Annotated in this window: 16 protein-coding genes; 8 read left to right on the top strand and 8 right to left on the bottom strand. The window is 33.2% G+C overall.

Annotation, left to right across the window (positions count from 1 at the left end; all coding sequences use genetic code 11):
• Window positions 1-9: 9 nt before the first annotated feature.
• Window positions 10-393 carry a 30S ribosomal protein S12 gene (rpsL, locus tag EV144_RS17555; RefSeq protein WP_007136570.1) on the bottom strand — a complete coding sequence of 128 codons (384 nt, stop codon included), beginning with the start codon at window positions 391-393 and terminating at the stop codon, window positions 10-12.
• A 167-nt stretch (window positions 394-560) separates the two neighbouring features.
• On the opposite strand from rpsL, the gene EV144_RS17550 reads away from it, so the two are divergent.
• The 7 genes from EV144_RS17550 to EV144_RS17520 all read left to right on the top strand — a co-directional run bounded on the left by EV144_RS17550 (window position 561) and on the right by EV144_RS17520 (window position 13546).
• Window positions 561-2273: a hypothetical protein gene (locus tag EV144_RS17550; RefSeq protein WP_134150485.1), complete on the top strand. Its 1713-nt coding sequence runs from the start codon at window positions 561-563 to the stop codon at window positions 2271-2273.
• A gap of 87 nt (window positions 2274-2360) precedes the next feature.
• A complete protein-coding gene (locus EV144_RS17545) occupies window positions 2361-5639 on the top strand; it encodes a SusC/RagA family TonB-linked outer membrane protein (protein ID WP_134150484.1) in 3279 nt (1092 codons plus the stop codon).
• 11 nt (window positions 5640-5650) lie between these two features.
• Window positions 5651-7111: a SusD/RagB family nutrient-binding outer membrane lipoprotein gene (locus EV144_RS17540; protein WP_134150483.1), complete on the top strand. Its 1461-nt coding sequence runs from the start codon at window positions 5651-5653 to the stop codon at window positions 7109-7111.
• Window positions 7112-7415: 304 nt separating this feature from the next.
• Window positions 7416-10466, top strand: a complete 3051-nt coding sequence (locus tag EV144_RS17535; protein ID WP_134150482.1) for a SusC/RagA family TonB-linked outer membrane protein — start codon at window positions 7416-7418, stop codon at window positions 10464-10466.
• Between the two features lie 18 nt (window positions 10467-10484).
• Window positions 10485-11873, top strand: coding sequence for a SusD/RagB family nutrient-binding outer membrane lipoprotein (locus EV144_RS17530; RefSeq protein ID WP_166670599.1), 1389 nt, complete (start codon window positions 10485-10487; stop codon window positions 11871-11873).
• A gap of 85 nt (window positions 11874-11958) precedes the next feature.
• Entirely contained in the window at window positions 11959-12693 is a 735-nt protein-coding gene (gene rlmB / locus EV144_RS17525; protein WP_134150480.1) for a 23S rRNA (guanosine(2251)-2'-O)-methyltransferase RlmB, read from the top strand.
• A 97-nt stretch (window positions 12694-12790) separates the two neighbouring features.
• Complete coding sequence (locus EV144_RS17520) at window positions 12791-13546, top strand: DUF2490 domain-containing protein (protein WP_243854701.1); 756 nt, start codon at window positions 12791-12793, stop codon at window positions 13544-13546.
• 1 nt (window position 13547) lies between these two features.
• Here EV144_RS17520 and EV144_RS17515 read toward each other — a convergent pair whose 3' ends face one another.
• The gene (locus tag EV144_RS17515; protein ID WP_134150478.1) at window positions 13548-14045 is read right to left on the bottom strand and encodes a hypothetical protein; all 498 of its coding nucleotides are present in this window, start codon (window positions 14043-14045) and stop codon (window positions 13548-13550) included.
• Between the two features lie 74 nt (window positions 14046-14119).
• Window positions 14120-14887, bottom strand: coding sequence for a rhomboid family intramembrane serine protease (locus EV144_RS17510; protein WP_134150477.1), 768 nt, complete (start codon window positions 14885-14887; stop codon window positions 14120-14122).
• A 228-nt stretch (window positions 14888-15115) separates the two neighbouring features.
• On the opposite strand from EV144_RS17510, the gene EV144_RS17505 reads away from it, so the two are divergent.
• A complete protein-coding gene (locus EV144_RS17505; RefSeq protein ID WP_134150476.1) occupies window positions 15116-16393 on the top strand; it encodes a replication-associated recombination protein A in 1278 nt (425 codons plus the stop codon).
• A gap of 15 nt (window positions 16394-16408) precedes the next feature.
• Here the strand turns inward: EV144_RS17505 and EV144_RS17500 are convergent, their stop codons facing one another.
• The 5 genes from EV144_RS17500 to EV144_RS17480 all read right to left on the bottom strand — a co-directional run bounded on the left by EV144_RS17500 (window position 16409) and on the right by EV144_RS17480 (window position 20819).
• Window positions 16409-17173, bottom strand: a complete 765-nt coding sequence (locus tag EV144_RS17500; protein ID WP_134150475.1) for a hypothetical protein — start codon at window positions 17171-17173, stop codon at window positions 16409-16411.
• Window positions 17174-17175: 2 nt separating this feature from the next.
• Window positions 17176-17862: a YjjG family noncanonical pyrimidine nucleotidase gene (locus tag EV144_RS17495; RefSeq protein ID WP_134150474.1), complete on the bottom strand. Its 687-nt coding sequence runs from the start codon at window positions 17860-17862 to the stop codon at window positions 17176-17178.
• 3 nt (window positions 17863-17865) lie between these two features.
• Window positions 17866-18555: a RadC family protein gene (gene radC, locus EV144_RS17490; protein ID WP_134150473.1), complete on the bottom strand. Its 690-nt coding sequence runs from the start codon at window positions 18553-18555 to the stop codon at window positions 17866-17868.
• Between the two features lie 153 nt (window positions 18556-18708).
• Window positions 18709-20064, bottom strand: a complete 1356-nt coding sequence (locus EV144_RS17485) for a UDP-N-acetylmuramate--L-alanine ligase (protein WP_134150472.1) — start codon at window positions 20062-20064, stop codon at window positions 18709-18711.
• Window positions 20065-20129: 65 nt separating this feature from the next.
• Window positions 20130-20819, bottom strand: coding sequence for a tetratricopeptide repeat protein (locus EV144_RS17480; protein WP_134150471.1), 690 nt, complete (start codon window positions 20817-20819; stop codon window positions 20130-20132).
• Between the last annotated feature and the right edge of the window lie 77 nt (window positions 20820-20896).

Raw genomic sequence — 20896 nt, 5'->3', positions numbered from 1 at the left:
AAGTTTAAATTACTTTTTTGCTTCTTTTGGGCGTTTAGCACCGTACTTAGATCTTCTTTGCGTTCTTCCTGCAACTCCTGACGTGTCAAGCGCTCCACGAACGATATGATATCTAACACCTGGTAAATCTTTTACCCTTCCACCTCTAACTAATACTATCGAGTGCTCTTGTAAATTGTGTCCTTCTCCAGGGATGTAAGCATTCACTTCATTACCATTTGTCAAACGTACACGCGCTACTTTACGCATTGCAGAGTTTGGTTTTTTTGGTGTAGTAGTGTAAACACGCGTACAAACCCCTCTTCTTTGAGGACAAGAATCTAAAGCAACCGATTTACTCTTCTTAGTTATCTGAGTTCTTCCTGTTCTTACTAATTGTTGAATTGTTGGCATAATTAATACTAAAAATTATTATGTTTATTAAATTCCCGCTTTTTACGGGGTTGCAAATGTATAAAATATTTTTCACTATACAAACGTTAAATCATTAATTTTCAACAACATTATTTATCCTTATGTTTTTACAAACAAACGATAGATATTTGCAATACTTTTAATAAATGAAACAATTGCTTTTGAAACAGCTTTTATACATATTCCTTTTTTGCACAAGTATTTCTGCTTATGCCCAAAATTTCTATTTAAAAATAAACGGTTCAAACATTAATGAAAATCAAATTATTGATTCGCTGAACTATACAACTAAACATCCTAATTTAAAATCTTTATTTGAAGAAATAAAAAACACTTCATTTTCTTTATCAAAAAAAGGTTTTATTGACAATAAAATAATAGAAACTAACAAAACAAACGATAGTACTTATACCTCAATAATTGACCTCAAAAAAAGAACAAAAAAGATATATATATATATAGGTAGAAATAATGTGTTTTTTGATACTGATAAGACACAAAATGACACCATAATTATTGATTACGATAAGGTCGAAAACTTTTTAAATCAAAAAATAATTGATGCAGAAAAAAAGGGTTTTGCCTTATCAAAAATTAAACTTGAAAATATTCGAAGAAAGAATTTAATAATTTTTGCAGACTTAAATTTTAAATCCGAAAAAAAACGAAGTGTAAATTCAATTATTATTAATACTGCCGATCAAAATCCAAACAGTTTTTTTCCAAAAGGGCACTTAAAACAATTGAATAAAAAATATTTAAATAAAACTTTCAATCAGGAAGTTACAAAAGAACTTTACCAAGACATCAATAGTTTTGAATTTGCTACTCAGACAAAATATCCTGAAATATTATTTACTACTGATTCTACGAAAATATATGTCTACATAGAAAAAAGAAAAGCAAATACTTTTGATGGATATATTGGTTTTTCTAATGACGAAGAAAAAAAATTAACCCTTAATGGATATCTGGACATTTCTCTTTTAAATACTCTTCATGCCGGCGAGCAATTTTCTCTTTATTGGAAGAGCGACGGTAACCAACAAAAAACCTTTAATACGAAATTAGAAATTCCATATATTTTTAAATCTTCATTAGGCATTAAAGCTCAACTAAATATTTTCAAACAAGACAGTACTTTTCAAAATACTAAAACTTCAATTGATTTAGGTTATTATATCAATTATAATTCGAAAATATATTTAGGATATCAATCTACCGAATCAAGTGACATTCAAAACACTAACAGCTCAACGATTAGTGATTTTGACAATTCTTATATTACTTCAACTTACGAATACAAAAAATTAGACAACAACAATTTGTTTCCTAAAAAAGCATCAATAAATGGCACTTTGGGTTTTGGAAAAAGAAATACTAATAACAGTCCTGAGACTGCAGAATCAAGCCAGCAATTTTTTACATCTCTAAACTTATCTTATAATTTCGAATTGAATGAAAAGAATTTTATTTTTCTTAATTCACAGAATTATTTCCTAAAAAGCGATAATTACATATCAAACGAATTATACCGATTTGGTGGCCTAAACTCAATAAGAGGTTTTTCTGAAAATAGTTTACAAGCAAATAATACGACTTTACTAATAACTGAATATCGATATCTTACTGCTTCAAATTTATACCTGCACACTATAATCGATTATGGTTTATTTCAAGATCAAACCGCATTTGTAAATTCAAAAAAAATAAGAAATTTACTATCTTTTGGTATAGGATTAGGACTACTAACAAATAATGGCATATTAAAAATACAAATCGCCAATGGGAGCACGGATGGCGGGGAAATAAAATATTATAACAGCATATTAAACATTTGTTATAATGTTAAATTTTGATCTATTTTAAAAAATCGTTAATTAAAAAGTTGGAACATTAACAAATTATTATGAGATTAGTAATACTAATTCAAAATAATTGTTAATATGAAACCAAAGTTCAATGGATTTTTAGTACTATTACTAGTACTAATCGCGCAACTAACCTTTGCGCAAGAAAGAGCGGTCTCGGGAATCGTTACCGACGACGCAGGCATGCCTTTACCGGGTGTAAGTGTATTAGTTAAAGGCACAAAAACCGGTACCCAAACAGATTTTGATGGTAAATATTCCATCAAAGCAACACCAAGCCAAACTTTAATTTTTAGCTACATTGGCATGAAATCACAAGAGGTAGCAGCAAGCTCATCTCAAGTAAATGCCAAATTATCAGGAGATGCAATGCAACTTGAGGGAGTTGTTGTAACAGCATTAGGTTTATCTAGAGAAAAAAAATCACTTGGATATGCGACGCAGGAAGTAAAAGGAGAAAGTTTATCGGCTGTTAAAAGTGACAACTTTGTAAACTCTATTTCTGGTAAAGTTTCTGGTGTACAAGTTAAGAGAACAACAAATTTTGGAGGTTCTACTAATATCGTAATTAGAGGAAATGCCTCATTGACTGGAAACAATCAAGCTTTATTTGTAATTGATGGAGTTCCGGTAAGTAACAACAATTCAAACTCAAGAGATCAAGAACAATCAGGAGCAGGTTATGACTACGGAAGTGCCGCATCTGATATTAACCCAGAAGACATTGAATCTATAAACGTACTTAAAGGATCAGCTGCAAGTGCATTATATGGATCTAGAGCAGCAAACGGTGTTGTTGTAATTACAACTAAAAAAGGAAACAAAAAAGGAAAAGGATATTCTATAACAGTAAACTCTGGTGTGACTATGGGTTCTGTTGATAAAAGTACTTTTATCAAATATCAAAAACAATACGGTGGTGGTTATGGTCCGTATTATGGTCCAGACGAAGATTCGTATCTTGATCACAAGGATATTGATGGAGACGGTGTCTTAGACAACGTAACTCCATTAACAGAAGATGCATCATACGGACAGGCTTTTGATCCAAATTTATTGGTGTATCAATGGGATGCTTTTTATCCTGAATCTCCTAACTACATGAAAGCTACTCCATGGATTGCAGCAAAAAATGGCCCTATAACATTTTTTGAAAAACCATTGGCTTTAACAAATTCAGTTTCGATAGACAAAGGACTTGAAAACGGTTATTTAAGATTAGGAATAAACAACCTTGATCAAAAAGGTCTTTTACCTAACAGTACTTTGAAAAGAAATACTATTACTTTAAACGCATCTACGCTAATTAACGACAAATTAACTGTAGCAGGATACGGAAACTTTACAAGAACTAGTACAATTGGTAGAAATACTACAGGATACAACGACAACATTGCCGGTAACTTTAGACAATGGTGGCAAACAAACGTTGACATTAAAGGCTTAAAACAAGCTTATGAATTAACTGGAAGAAACGTGTCATGGAACCCTAACTCGACTACAAATTCTACTCCAATTTTCTGGGACAACCCTTATTTCCAACGTTACGAGAATTACGAATCAGACAGTAGAAACAGATTTATTGGTAATGTATCTTTAAACTATAAAGTTGCAAGCTGGTTAGATGCTTACGGAAGAATGTCTGTAGATACTTATGATGAGATTCAAGAAGAAAGAAGAGCCGTAGGAAGTGTACCTTCAAACTTTGGTATTGGTACTGGCGGAGGCGATGGAAGTCTTAACAGAAACCCAGCTCCATCTGGATATTCTAGAAGAAACATTGGTTTCAGCGAATACAACTATGATTTTATGTTAAATTATAATACAGATTTAACAACAAAATTAAATTTAAAAGGAGTTGTCGGTGTAAACGTTAGAAGAAGTTACTATAACTCAATATGGGCTGCAACGAATGGTGGACTTGCTATTCCTGGATTGTATGCTTTACAAAACACAGCCGCTCCGATGCTTGCTCCAATAGAAAGAGACGAAGCAATAGGAGTTGACGGTATTTACGGAAGTGCTTCTTTAGGATATGATGATTTTCTATTTTTAGAAGGAACTATCAGAAGAGATCACTCTTCAACTCTTCCGGAAGCTAATAGTTCTTACTACTACCCTTCTGTTTCATCAAGTTTTGTATTTTCAAAATTCATAAAAGCAGATTGGTTCTCATTTGGAAAAGTAAGACTTAATTATGCAGAAGTTGGAAATAGCCCTGGTTTTGACAGAATCTTAGATACGTATGCAGTAAACACAGCAATTGGAGCTGGATCTGCATCTGTAAAAGACACTAAAAACAATCCAAATCTAAAACCAGAGAAAACTAAAAGTTACGAAGCTGGTATAGAATTATCATTCTTTAAAAAGAGATTAGGATTAGACGTTTCTTATTACAAATCTAATTCTATTGACCAAATTATTCCATTAAGACTAACATCTTCAACTGGTTACTTATATGAATTGATTAATGCAGGAGAAATTGAAAACAAAGGTATTGAGGTTTCTTTAAATGGTACACCAGTAAAAACAGCCAATTTTTCATGGGATGTTAACTTAAACTGGGCCAGAAACAGAAACAAAGTATTAAATCTTTTAGATGGTATTGATAACTTACAATTAGGTTCTTTCCAAGGTGGAGTTACAATTAACGCAGCTGTTGGTCAGCCTTACGGAGTAATTTACGGTACTCAATATACTTACTTAAACGGACAAAGAGTTGTTGACCCTACAAATGGTCAATATATTAAAACTTCAACTTCTGATAATGCAATCGGAAATGCAAACCCAGAATGGACTGGAGGTCTTAATAATAAATTTACATACAAAAACTTTTCGCTTGAATTCTTAATTGATATGCAAAAAGGAGGACAAATATTTTCTTTAGACCGTTACTATGGTTTAGCAACAGGTTTATATGATGATACTGCCTTTACAAATGAACTAGGAAACCCTGTTAGAAATCCATTAACTTCAGGAAGTGATAGTGGTGGATTTATTAATCCAGGTGTAAACCCAGACGGAACTGCAAATACAACAAGAATTGAAGCAAGCCGATTTGGAGCTCAAGGATACAGAAGAGGATTACCAGATGAAGCTTTTGTATATGATGCAAGCTACATTAAATTAAGACAAACTGCGATTTCATATTCACTTACAGAAAAAGTTCTTAAAGATACTTTCATGAACGGAATGACTTTCAGTATTGTTGGAACCAACCTTTGGATTATTCACAAAAACTTACCAGATGCAGATCCTGAATCAGGATTAGGTGCTGGTAACTTACAAGGCTACTCAACAGGATCTTTACCATCTACAAGAGACATTAGCTTCAACATTAAAATCCAATTCTAAAAAAAGAAATCATGAAAAAGATATTTTTAATTCTAATAACCGCAGCAACCTTAGCGTCTTGTTCGGATGATTTAGAAAAATTAAACGTAAACGTAAAAGACCCGGCAAATGTCCCTGGCGAAGTTCTATTTACAAGTGCACAAAAAAGTTTGGTAGATCAAATGGTGAGCACCAATGTAAATGACAATATTTTTAGATTAATTAATCAATATTGGACAGAAACTGTATATACGGATGAAAGTAACTATGACTTAGTTACGAGAACCATTCCAGAACAACATTGGCAGTATTTATATAAAGATGTACTTAAAGATTTAGATCAAAGTGCAAAAAACATTACAGATACACCACTTGGATTGACAGAAAATCCATTAGACAAGCAAAATAAGCTTGCGATAATTGAAGTTTTAAATGTATACACTTATGCAATTTTAGTAGAGACTTTTGGAGATGTACCCTATTCTCAAGCGTTAAATTTAACTTATAAAACGCCTAAGTATGATGATGGTTTAACAATCTATAAAGATCTAATTACAAGATTAAATAAAGCTATTACAAATTTAAACCCTTCTGGTGCAAGCTTTGGAGGTAATGACAGAATCTATAATGGTGATGTCGCTAAATGGGTTAAATTTGCTAATACTTTAAAATTAAGATTAGGAATTACAATTTCAGACGTTACTACCGAATCTGCATTAGCAAAAGCAACTGTAGCAAGTGCTGCTCCATTTGTTTTCACTTCTAATGATGACAACGCTGATTTCAAATATTTAACTGCAACTCCAAATACTAATCCTTTATATGTAGATTTAGTTGCGAGCGGACGTTCAGATTTTGTTCCAACAAGTACATTAATAAATGTAATGAATACTTTGAAGGATCCAAGACGTTCTAAATATTTCGATAATAATGTTGACGATAAAAGTACACCAGATGTAGAATATATTGGTGGTACAAATGGAGGTAGTAATTCATTCGCAAATTACACACACATTTCTCCAACAATGCAATTGCCAGATTTCTCAGGAACTATTTTAGATTATGCTGGAACTGAATTTTTACTAGCAGAGGCTGCCGAAAGATCTTTATTTGGAACTCCTGCAGATGCGGCCAGTCATTATAATGCTGCAATTACAGCATCAATATTAGATTGGGGAGGAACTCAAGCTGAAGCAACTACCTATTTAGCGAATCCGGCAGTAGCATATGCAACCGCAGGAACAAATTGGAAACAAAAAATTGGAAATCAAGCTTGGATTGCCTATTACAACAATTCGTTTGAAGGATACTCCACTTACAGAAGATTGGATTTTCCAGTTTTAGTTGCTCCTGCAGATGCAGTTTCTGACATTCCAGTACGTTATACATATCCTATTATAGAACAATCATTAAACAAAGCCAGCTACACAGCAGCTAGTGCTGCCATTGGCGGAGATGACGTAACAACCAAGTTATTTTGGGATAAATTTTAGATAAAAGTCAATTTTAAGAAAAAGCCACCCTCATTTGGGTGGCTTTTTTTGTATAAAAGTTATAAAAAACAGCAATTAAACATACCACATCTTAAAATTTAACATTTTAAACAATTAGAATATATTTCATTATTGTCATATTTAGATCAATAAATTACGAATATGAGATTTACGCACATTTTTTAACTATAAAAAAACAATATCTTATTGTGAAATCATAATTTAACTAAAAAAAAAGTGAACTATATTAGGAAAGTTAACGAATTATTAAGAGTTTTGCGATACTAATTCAAAATATTTAAAAATGAAACTAAAGTTCAATGGATTCTTAGTACTTTTATTAGTACTAGTTGCGCAACTTACTTTCGCGCAAGAAAGAGCTGTTTCTGGAACAGTTTCTGATAATTCAGGAATGCCTTTACCGGGTGTTAGTGTATTAATCAAAGGAACAAAGACAGGAACGCAATCTGACTTTGATGGTAAATTCTCTATCAAAGCATCACCAAGCCAAATCTTGGTATTTAGCTACATCGGGATGAAATCTCAAGAAGTAGCAGCTACTTCAACATCACTCGCTGTAAAGTTAAAAGATGATTCAGTAGAATTAGAAGGTGTGGTTGTAACTGCACTTGGTATCAAAAAAGACGAGAAAAAACTTGGATACGCTGTATCTAAAGTAACTGCAGACGAAATCACTAAATCTGGTGAGCAAAACGTACTTCAGGCATTGGCTGGAAAAGCAGCAGGTGTACAAGTAATTGGTTCTGGAGGAACTCCTGGAGCATCTAGTAAAATTATTATTAGAGGTTTAAATACAATTACAGGGTCAACAGATCCATTAATTGTAGTTGATGGTATTCCAATTGACAACAGTACAGATCAGACTACTGCAGGAGATAATCCATTTAATGCAAACTTATCTGGTATTAACAACTCAAACAGAGGATTAGATATCAACCCTAATGATATCGAAAATGTAACAATCCTTAAAGGACCAGCAGCAGCAGCATTATACGGTGCTAGAGCTGGAAATGGAGTTATTATTTATACGACTAAAAAAGGTAAAGCTCAAAGAGGTTTAGGAATCGATTTCACAACATCTTTGGCTATTGACAAAGTAAGTCAATTACCAGCAAGACAATCTAAATACGTACAGGGTGTAAACGGAGTAGATCTTAACCCAGCATCACCTCAAAGCTGGGGTCCTAGTGCAGCGTCATTAGGAATTCCTGTATATGATAACGTTGGAAACTTCTTCCAAGAAGGTCTTACTTACAACAACAATATCGCTTTTTACGGCGGAGATGACAAAGCAACATTTAGAGCTTCTTATGGAAACGTAAGTCAAACAGGTATGATTCCTGAAACAGGTTTAAAAAGAAATACAATTAGACTTGTTGGAGATTTAAAATTAAGTGAAAGCTGGAAAGCTGGAGCTAGTATGCAATATACACGTACAACAAATACATTAGTTCAAAACGGAAGTAATGTATCTGGTGTAATGTTAAGTTTATTACGTTCTGTAAACAACTACGATCTTAGAGATTATATTGATGTAGAAGGGAACAACAAAAACTACGTTGCTGCTTATGATAACCCATATTTCACCGTAAATGAAAACCCTGCTACAAGTGATGTAAATCGTGTTTTAGGTAACATCTACTTAACTTACAACCATGCAGACTGGTTAAACTTAACTGCCAAAGGTGGTATTGATGCTTATTCTGACGCACGTAAACAAATCTACGCTATATCTTCTAATGGAGATAATTTAGGTGGAATTGGTGAAGTTGCATTCAACAGCATTACAAACAAAGAATTTTATGGAGATTTAATTGCTACTGGTTTAATTCCATTAAAAACTGATTGGTTAAAGATCAACTATACAGCTGGTCTTAACTTACGTTCATCTCAATACTTAAGTGTATTCTCTAGAGGTAAAGAACTTGCTGTAAGAGGATTATACAACTTAAGTAATGCAACTCAACTTTATGCTTCTAATAGTGAAGTAAACACAATTTCTAGAGCGGTTTTCGGTCAAGTAGAATTCGATATTAAAGATCAAATTTTCCTTGCTGGTACAGTTCGTAAAGAATGGTCTTCAACTTATGGTACAAACGTAAACAGTGCAATCTTCCCTTCAGGAACTGCATCTTGGATTGCATCTAATACTTTTGACTGGGCTAATTACGTAAAATTTAGCTATGGTTACGGTGAAGTTGGTATTGCTCCAGCACCTTATTCTACTATTAGTACTTATGCGCAGCCATTTATGACTGATGGATTTACAGATGGTTTAAGTTTCCCTTATAATGGAATAAATGGAATGTCTCCTTCAGGAATATTAGGAAATCAAAACTTAAAACCAGAAAGAGTGTTAGGGCATGATCTTGGATTAAGTGCTAAATTTCTTGAAAATCGCTTAACAGCAGATATCAACTTGTACTACAAAACTTCTAAAGACTTATTAATCAATGTTCCTCTACCTCAATCTACAGGTTTTGCTATAGATTACAGAAATGCTGCGGAATTAGTAAATAAAGGTATTGAAGTTGAATTTGGTTATGACATTTTCAAAAAAGCTAACCCATTTCAATGGAACATTAACCTAAACTGGGCTAAGAACGTAAACAAAGTAATTGACATTTCAGGAGAATTAGACGAAGTATCTGTTGAATCAGCTTTTAATTCTATTGGTTACTATGCAGTAAAAGGACAACCTTTAGGAAGTTTTTTCGGAACAAAATGGGCTCGTGATGCTAATGGTAACAAAATTATTGGTTCTAATGGTTTACCTGTTATTGCAGATGAAACAGGAAACTTAGGAAACTCTGCTCCGGACTGGACAGGTGGAATTAGAAATACTTTCTCATACAAAAGAGTAACATTATCTGCTTTATTAGATATTAGACATGGTGGTGTAGTGTACAATGGTACATTAGCAAGATTACATAACTTTGGTATCTCTGAAGAATCTGCAGATAGAGAGCGTACTTACGTAATTGAAGGTGTTAAAGATGACGGAACGCCTAATACTACTGCAATTAGTGCAAAAAGCTATTTCCAACAATACTTAGGAGATGGTGGTGGAGCTGCTGAAGAAGCAGTAACAGATGTTAACTGGGTTAGACTTCGTGATGTTACGTTAAGCTACGATTTTAATGTAAAACAATTCCCTGCAATCAGCAGTGCACAAATCTCTTTCACAGGAAGAAACTTATGGCTGGATACTAACTACAAAGGTGTTGACCCTGAAACTAGTTTAACTGGTGCCGGATCAAAAATCAATGGATTAGATTACTTTAACAATCCAGGTAGTAAATCATTCATAATGAGCCTAAAAGTAGGTTTTTAATCTAAAAATACAATGAAAATGAAAAAACATATAAAAAGTATAATTCTATCTGCACTTAGTATTGGTTTACTAGCAGGCTGCCAGACAGAATTAGACACCTTTAACGAAAACCCAAACTCTCCAATAAAAACAACACCTTCTTTATTGTTGTCTGCTATGGAAGTTTCGACCTTCTCTACTCACACTAGTGGGTTAATTAGAAATGCTGGTATTTTTACACAGCAGTTAGCTGGTACAGATGTTGGACAAATGGGACCTATTGCACGTTATATTGTTACTGAAAATGACGTAACAAATGAGTGGAATACTCTTTACGGTACTACATTAGTAAGTGGTCATATCTTATCTCGTGACTTTGCTGCTCAATATCCATACTACAATGGTATGGGTCAAGTATTGACAGCATTAAACCTTAGCTACGCTACAGATATGTTTGGAGACGTTCCTTATGATGAAGCTTTTAGAGCTGAAGAAGGAATTAAATCACCTAAATACAATACGCAGCAAGAAATCTATCAAAGATTACAGTCTATTTTAGATGAAGCTATTGTTAATCTAAAAAAACCAGAAGCAAGTAACCTTACTCTTCCTGAAGATGATGATTTTGTTTTTGGTGGTGATACTCAAAAATGGATTAAAATTGCTTACGTTTTAAAAGCTAGATTCGCATTAAGACTATCTCAAGTAGATACTGGAGCTGCTCAAAAAGCACTAGATGCAATAACTGCATCTGGAATTACATCAAATGCTGATGATGCTAATGCATTTTTTCCAGGTACTTCAAATGGTCTTAACCAATGGTTTGCATTTGAGCAAAGTCGTCCAAATTATTTAAAAACTGGTAAATACTTTGTAGATCAATTAATAAACAACGCAGATCCTAGATTACCATTTTCGATTGCTAAAAACAAGCCTACACCTCCAATAGTTCCAACATACGTAGGAAACGCTGCAGATGATCAAGCAAACATTGTTACTTCATATATCGGACCAGCATATGCAAGTGCCGCATCTCCTGTAGGAATGGTAACTTATGCTGAAGCTAAATTCATCGAAGCTGAAGCTAGATTTAGACTTGGACAAGATGCTAAACCTGCTTTACAAGCTGCTGTAACTGCATCAGTTTTAAAAGTAACAGGTGCTGCTCCAACTCCAGCTTTCTTAGCTGCTGCGACTACAACTGCTAATTTAGCTACAATTATTCAACAAAAATACATTGCGCTTTTCTTAACTATGGAGCCATTTAATGATTACAGAAGAACTGGATTCCCTGCTTTGGTTCCAAACCAAGCATCTAATACCAAAACTATTCCTGTAAGACTTCCAACTCCAGTTGAAGAAAGACAATACAACGCTAATGCAACTGTAGTTAGTAATGTAACTACTCCTGTTTGGTGGGATAAATAATAGTTTAAAAACTATAAAATATATTAAACCGCTCTGTTAATTCAGAGCGGTTTTTTTTTGTAAACATTATACCTATATTTGCGGTATGGAAAAAGAACATCAAATATTTGGAATTAGAGCCATTATAGAAGCAATTCAAGCTGGTAAAGAAGTAGATAAAGTATTTATACAAAAAGAAATTTCTAGCGAATTAATGAAAGATTTAATGAAGGTGATGAAACGCGCTAACATTAATTTTTCTTATGTTCCTGTAGAAAAACTTAATCGCTTAACTCCAAATAATCACCAAGGCGCTGTAGCTACAATATCTCCTATTGGATTTATAGATCTAGAACATTTAGTTGAATCAACTATTGAGTCTGGAGCAAAACCATTATTCTTAATATTAGATCAAATATCTGATGCAAGAAATTTTGGTGCTATTATTAGAACTGCTGAATGTACTGGTGTAAACGGAATCATTGTTCAAAAAGCGGGTTCTGCTCCTGTAAACGGAGACACTGTTAAAACTTCTGCTGGTGCGGTTTTTAATGTTCCGATTTGCAAAGTTGAACATATTAAAGATGCAATATTTTATCTTCAGGGATCTGGAATTAAAACTGTTGCCGCTACTGAAAAAACAGAACAAACTATTTATGATGTATCACTAAATGAACCTGTGGCAATTATAATGGGATCTGAAGACAGAGGAATCAACCCTTCTGTTTTAAAAATTGTTGACGAAAAAGCAAAACTGCCTATGTTTGGATCCATTGGATCATTGAATGTATCAGTTGCCTGTGGCGCATTTTTATACGAAACTGTTCGTCAGAGAAGCTAAAATAGTATGCTTGAGATTGGTCTGAATAATTGTAATTTTAAATCAAATGCATATTTATTCTTTCATAAACCTATCAATAAAAAAAACCCTTACAATATTGTCCATAACGGTTCTAACCAGTTACTGTTATGGACAAAATACTTCTTATAGCCAATCTTGGAACGAACTTCAGTTTACCAGAGCCATAACTGAAAAATGGTCTACAGAATTAGACTTTGCAAATTCATACAGCAGCACAGAATCATCTTCAAAAATGTTTACCAATAACACCCAAAAATCTTTTAGAGTTTGGGGAAATTATTATTTAACTCCAAGATGGAAAGCATCTGCTTTTATAGCCTATTATGACAATAAAGATGTTCCGGAAATTGGACAGTTCAAATCACCGGAATGGAGATTTTCACTACAAGGAACTTATTATTTTCATAAAATAGGATACACATTAAGCACAAGATCGCGATTAGAGGTTAGACATATTAAAAACGAAGATCAAGATTACGAAAATGTATTACGGTACAGACAGCAGCTTAAATATTTGCAACCAATCAATGGTAAAGTTCTTAGAAAAGGAGTTATTTACGGAATAGCTTCTGATGAAATATTCTTTAAATCTGGAACAAAAGTAACCGGCGAAAGCTTCTTTGACCGTAATCGACTTAATATCGGAGCAGGATATTTATTTAATGATGATACTCAACTTGAAATCACTTATGCGAATGAATATCTCCCAAGAAATAACGGAAATCAAATTATAAATGCAGCTTCACTTACACTTACCTTTAATAACTTATTCAAAAAAGTAAATAATAAACTATTTCACAGAAACGATCCTTCTGCTAAAGAAGACGAATAAATTACTTCTCTTCTTTTAAAAAACAATTTAACTGCTCCATTATTGCTTTTTTATGTAGTTTAAAAGCATAATTTCTAACAAACTCTGTTCCCTGCATATTTATATCGGCAGTAACGGCTTCAAATCCAGACAAGGCTTTCAAATCGTTTTTATCAACAAGATAAAGAACCTCCATAACAGAATCATGCTTTATATAGCGCGTATCATAATGTTTCAGTTTGTATTTATTAGCATCTGATAATTCTATAATCAAATCGTCTTTGATTAATTTTCCACCTTCTTTAGCAGGAAATGGAGAAGGCTGTAAAGCAATAAAATAATTTTCTTTATCGGTTACAATACCAATCTTTAATGACTTTGATTTTGTTGTATAAAAAGTTGCACTGTCTATAAAATACAACATAGATCCATCTGCCTGAACTTTATTGTGAATTTCGCATTGCGCAAAAAGTAATGGAGAAATCAAGATTGCAATAATTATAAAGATTATACTTTTCATAATTAAATATTTAAAGATTAAATCATTACAACAAAAATACTCATTTTACAAAAGCAATTTTAATCTATTTAAAATCAAGATTTTTCGTCAGAATCGTCACTTTTACGAATAGAATAATTTACTAAAACATCAGAATTAAAATAAGTAGAGATAATTTCTTTTTCTTCTTCAGGAATTTCTGTGTTTACAAAATTACCATTCTCATCAAAATGTTTCATAAAAGGATCTGTGTCTGGATCAAAATCTGCTTTTTGCCAATCGTAAACAATAGGTTTTGTATATTCTGGTGTTTTATAATATAAAGTCAAACCAAAGCCTGTAATAAATCCTGCCAAATGCCCTTCCCACGAAATGGATTGATCTACTTTTGGGAAAACGTACCAGATCATACCGCCGTAAAGTAAAATTACGGATAGTGAAAGTGCCACCAATCGATAATAACGGGTCTGAATACCTTTGAAAAATATAAAAGTAACTAAAACATAAATTAAGCCGCTTGCACCAATATGGTAATTCTCACGACCAATAATCCACGTTATTAAACCTGAAAATAAAATACCATAACCAATAACACCGAAAGTTTGTTTGGGGTAAAAAAATTGTAATGCAGCTAATAGAACCAAAAGCGGAATTGAATTATTATAAAGATGCTCTAAATTTTCATGAATAAAAGGACTAAATAAAACACCTTGCAAACCAGATAAATCTCTTGGATAAATTCCATTTTTATAGAAATCGAAATCAAACCGAATTTGAATCCAATATACAATCCATAAAAAAAGCACGAAAAATAATGGAAGTCCAATAACTGCGGGTGAAAACTTAAAATGATTGTCGTTCATATATTCAATAATCGGTTCGGGAAATAATTATCAAAAAACTATCCAAATAAAATTTACTGATAATTTGTCAGCTTACAGAAAATATTCGCAGATACGTTTTCTATAACTGATAAAAACAGTATTCTTTCCGTTTTCATTATTTTGAAACATATAATCCAGAAATTTATTGAGATAGTAAATAGCTTCATAAAGCTATAAAATCAAATTGAAAAATAGTAATTTTACAAAATGGATGCACCTTTAGCCGAACGAATTCGCCCTCAAAAATTAGAAGACTATATTAGTCAAAATCATTTGGTTGGACCAAATGGGTCATTGACGCAGCAAATTTCCAGAGGAATTATTCCTTCACTGATATTTTGGGGACCTCCGGGAACAGGAAAAACTACATTGGCACAAATTATTGCACAAGAATCAAAACGCCCGTTTTATATCTTAAGTGCAATAAATTCTGGTGTAAAAGATATCCGTGATGTTATCGATAAGGCCAAACAAAGCGGTGGTTTGTTTACGGCTAGAAATCCTATTTTATTTATTGATGAGATTCATCGCTTTAGTAAATCACAGCAGGATTCGCTTTTGGCCGCGGTAGAAAAAGGATGGATTACGCTAATTGGTGCCACTACAGAAAATCCGAGTTTTGAGGTTATTCCCGCTTTACTGTCACGTTGTCAAGTTTATATTCTAAATGCTTTTACGAAATCTGACTTAGAGGCGTTATTGCATCGCGCGATGAAAACGGATACGGAACTCGCTTCTAAAAATATTATATTAAAAGAAACCGAAGCATTACTTAGACTTTCTGGCGGTGATGGGAGAAAGCTTTTGAATATTTTTGAACTTGTGGTAAATGCGTCTGCTGGTGATGAAATTATTATCACAAATGACCGTGTTTTTGAATTAGTACAACAGAATACGGTTTTGTATGACAAAAGTGGCGAGCAGCATTATGATATTGTTTCTGCTTTTATAAAATCTATCCGCGGAAGCGATCCGAATGGCGCGGTTTATTGGCTGGCAAGAATGATTGAAGGTGGTGAAGATGTAAAATTTATCGCTCGAAGAATGCTTATTTTATCCAGCGAAGATATTGGAAATGCAAATCCTACTGCATTTATTATGGCAAATAATACGTTTCAGGCAGTAACTACAATTGGATATCCTGAAAGCAGAATTATATTGAGCCAATGCGCAATATATCTGGCAACTTCTCCTAAAAGTAATGCTTCTTATATGGCTATCGGAAATGCGCAACAATTGGTTAAACAAACTGGAGATTTACCTGTTCCAATTCATTTAAGAAATGCGCCAACAAAACTTATGAAAGAATTGGGTTATGGTGACGATTATAAATATTCGCATGATTATGCCAACAACTTTGCAGAACAGGAATTTTTACCGGATGCAATAAAAGAAACGGTTCTTTATAATCCAGGAAGCAATTCTAGAGAGAACAGCAACCGTGAATTTTTAAAGAACCGTTGGAAAGATAAATATGGTTATTAAAACCTTATTTTATATTTAGAATTTTACTGAAACTTTTTCAGAAACCATTTTGTCATTTTGGTAGTATTCAAAAAACCATTGGTTGTCTTTTGCGTTCAAAGTTCCTTGTACTCCATCTTTTATTGCTATAAATGAATCTGGACGAGAAGTTTTTAATAGTTTCATTACCACTTTTGGTGTTTTATCAATTAATTGATATCCGTTTTCTGTTGGCTGTGCGTATAATAAATTAGGATCAGAAACATCTGCAACCGGAGTGCTAACAGCTGTCTGTGTAACTGCAGCTTTTACCGGCATCGCAACCGCAGCAGCGGCAGCACTTGTAACAACAGCTCTGGTTTCGCGAGCAGGAGTTTTTCCGCTATAAGCATAATGCAGATCATAAATTGACTTAAATGCACCTTCAAGAGATTCTCTATAAGCTACATCATAATCTTTCTCTTTGCTTTTTCCTATTTCTGAAGTGTAGATTACTTTACCAAAACAATCTTTTAGTTCAACAAAAAGTTTTGTTACCAAAAATCCATTGTCTTTTTTTACGTCGATGTATAACAATTCACAACGGTCAATAAGGCTTTCAGGAAGCTGCTCATTAGTATAATAAGCCTGAAAACCTGCTTTTAATAAATTGGACTTACTTAATGTTGCCAATCTATATTGATTATCGGTTTTAAGGAAATCGTACTTTAACGGCACTATTACAGCCTTATAATCGTTAACAGATTGAGAAAATCCAATAACTGAACAAAGAAGTGCAGCCAATAAAAATTTAATTTTCATAATTATAAATATTTTTTAAGTTCTAGTAAATGGTTTATTTGTTTGAAATTTGTTGGTGCTTCAATTTTTTTATCATTAAAGAAAATAGCGTCTAAACCAGCGTTGAGTGCACCATTGACATCTGCATCAAGGTCATCGCCAATCATAATACTATTCTCTTTGGTAGTCTGAGCCAAATTAAGAGCATAATCAAAGATAATACTATTTGGCTTTTTTACACCCGCTAATTCAGAATTTGTAATTGTAGTAAAATATCCGCCAAGAGCTGCATTGTTTATTTTTTTATCCTGAACATGTGCAAAACCATTGGTAATGATGTGGAGCTTATACTTTGATTTTAAATAATCTAGCACTTCTATAGCGCCATCAAAAAGATGATTGTTATCGGTTAAGAATTCGATATAATCATTTGCAATTTCGTTAATGTTTTCATCAGAAATCACATAATTTAAAGCATCAAAAGAAAACTTCAATCTATTGTAGCGAAGTTCAAGATGCGTAATTTGATCGTTTTGATATAATTTCCAGCAAGCCTGATTTATTGGCACATACTTTTCAATAAAGTCAATAGTTTTAATATCGGCATACTTAGTCTTAAAAATTCTATCAAAAGCCATTTCAGAATTTTTATCAAAATCCCAAAGCGTATGATCTAAATCGAAAAAAATATCGGTAATGTTGGTATTCATAGATTAAAATGTTCCTTCATCTACAAAACTATAATATTTTGTTTCAGTAATAATCAAATGGTCCAAAACTTTAACATCTAAACTCTCCCCTGCTGCTTTGAGCTTCCTTGTAATTTGTATGTCTGCGTCACTCGGCACCAATGATCCTGAAGGATGGTTATGACACAAAACCAAGCCTGTAGCTCCGGTTTCGATTGCTAATTTAAAAACTAAGCGGGCATCAACAACAGTTCCGGTAATTCCACCTTTACTTAATTGCGATTTAGAAATTACTTTATTAGAATTATTCAGAAAAAGTACCCAAAATTCTTCGTGGCCGAGCTCGCCAATAATGGGCTGCATGATTTCAAAAACAATTTTACTAGAGGTAACTTTCGTTAGCTCAATAGTATGCTCAGAGCTTCGCCTGCGTCCTAATTCCAATGCCGCAACAATCGTAATCGCTTTGGCCTCTCCTATACCTTTAAATTGCATTAGTTGAGCAATCGACATTTTTGCTAAAGAATTTATATTTCCTGAGCTAGACAAAATACGTTTACTCAAATCAACAGCAGATTCATTACGGCTTCCGGAGCCAATAAGAATTCCAATTAATTCAGCATCGCTTAAAGCTTCCTTGCCTTTCAACATTAGCTTTTCGCGTGGTTTATCATCGTCAGACCAATCCGTAATTGGTAAATATACTCCTTTCATCGATATTAACTTATTCGGCTAAACTAAACAAAAAAAGAAGAAAATTCATTCAAAATAAAAATAAATTCTAATTTTGAAATTCCAAATTCAAAAAAAAATGCCAACCGCAAAAAACGATTGGCAAATTATATAATTTCCTAATTGACTAACTATCTAATTAATCAACCCTTTTACATCATCAAAATTTAATCCTCCGTAATTTCCTGAACTCATTAAAAGAAGTGCAGAATTATCCAGATTTAAATTGAAAAGATACTCTTTGAATTCGGTTGGATTTGTATAAATAATTAAGTCTTCTCTATTAAAAGAACTTGCGATCTGCTCATACGTAACTTCTTCAAGCTGTTTGATTTTTACGGCATCTGGCGAATAAAATACTACAGCAACATCTGCATATTCCAAAGCACCTTCATATTCTTTTAAAAACTCAGCATTTAAGCTGCTGTAAGTATGTAATTCTAAACAAGCTACCAAAGTTCTGTTCGGGTATTGTTCTTTTACGGCTTTTGTCGTTGCAGCTACTTTACTTGGCGAATGCGCAAAATCTTTGTAAGCTACTTTTCCTTTTCCTTCTGCGATTTTTTCTAATCTTTTAGAAGCTCCTTTAAAACTTGCAATTGCTTCGTAAAAATCAGCTTCATCAACGCCCATGTTTTGGCATATCCATTTTGCTCCAGCTAAATTATTTAGATTGTGTGCTCCAAAAACTTCAATTGGCATATCGCCTTCTGGAGTTTTTAAAAGAGTTACACCATCGCTTACACTATATTCTGGAGTATGATAAGCTAATTTACGAATTGGATTTGTTGCAGCTTCTGAAACGCGTTTTACTTCTGGATCATTTTCGTTGTAAACCAAAATACCGCCATTTGTGATTTTTTGAATGAAAATTTCAAACTGCTCAACGTAGTTTTCATACGTTGGAAAGACATTGATATGATCCCACGCAATTCCTGAAATCAACGCAATGTTTGGTTGATACAAATGGAATTTTGGTCTTCTGTCAATTGGCGAAGACAAATATTCGTCACCTTCCAAAACCATAAAATCGTTCTCTTCGGTAAGGTGTACCATCGTGTCAAAACCTTCTAATTGAGCACCCACCATATAATCTACTTCTATATTATGATAGTGCATTACGTGCAAAATCATCGAAGTAATAGTCGTTTTTCCGTGAGAGCCACCAATTACAACTCGCGTTTTGTTTTTAGATTGTTCGTATAAAAATTCTGGATACGAGTATATTTTCAAACCTAAATCCTGCGCTTTTAGCAATTCCGGATTATCGGCTTTTGCGTGCATTCCTAAAATAATTGCATCAAGATCTGCGGTAATTTTTTCTGGAAACCAACCTAATTCAGCAGGAAGGATTCCTTTTTTTTCCAGTCTGGATTTTGATGGTTCAAAAATAGCGTCGTCACTTCCTGTAACCTGATATCCTTTGTTGTGCAATGCCAGAGCTAAATTGTGCATAGCACTTCCGCCTATAGCGATGAAATGTGTTTTCATTTAAATTCCAATTTTTATAAATGCCAAAATCCAAATACAATCAAAAAAAGATAATTTGAATTGTTTTAAGATGACTCAAATTTTTGTTTTAATTCGCGCGCTTTTTTAGCGTCTTTTAATTTGTTCAAATATAAATTATATAATTTTTGAAACGTGGTTTTTGATTTACCAATTTCGTTTGCTTTTATATAATATTTTTCGGCTGCGTTATATCGTTCGAAATACTCCTCAATTCTTCCTTTTGCCAAGTTGCCATCTACGGCAGATAACTGCATTAATTCGTTTGAATATGAAATTGCTTTCGATTCGCTTCCGCCAAAAATCCCCGGTAAATGCAGATAATATTCTATTAATCCCCAGCGTGCCTGAATATGTTTGGGATTTAATTCTATTGCTTTTTCAAAAGATTCTTTTACTTCAGACGCCATTCCCAAAGCTTTAAATTTATTTACTTCTGAGGCTCGCATTCCTAAAGCACCGCCGTATTTAAAGTAAAAATTGGCGTCATTGGGTTTTAATTCTTTCAGCTTTTTATAATATTTTACGGCTTCCTGCCATGATTTATTATGAGCTGCAATATCTCCTAAATACTCTAGTGTTTTTGCATCAGATGGTTTGCTTTTTAAAACTCCTTCTAAAATAACTTGTGCTTCATCATACTTTTTTGCCTGAAAAAGTTTTTCTCCTTTTTCAAAATTAGATTGTGACCACACCAGAAATGGCAAAAACAGAAATAGGGCTAATAATTGTTTCATATCTCAAAAATAGCGAAATATAGAATGCATAATTTGCTTTTAGATATAAATTAGTAATTTGTACGAAAATTATTTTA

It is taken from the genome of Flavobacterium sp. 270, assembly GCF_004368785.1.
Classification (GTDB): domain Bacteria; phylum Bacteroidota; class Bacteroidia; order Flavobacteriales; family Flavobacteriaceae; genus Flavobacterium.
Note: the sequence above shows the minus strand (reverse complement) of the source record. Positions and strands in the feature narration are given on the sequence as shown.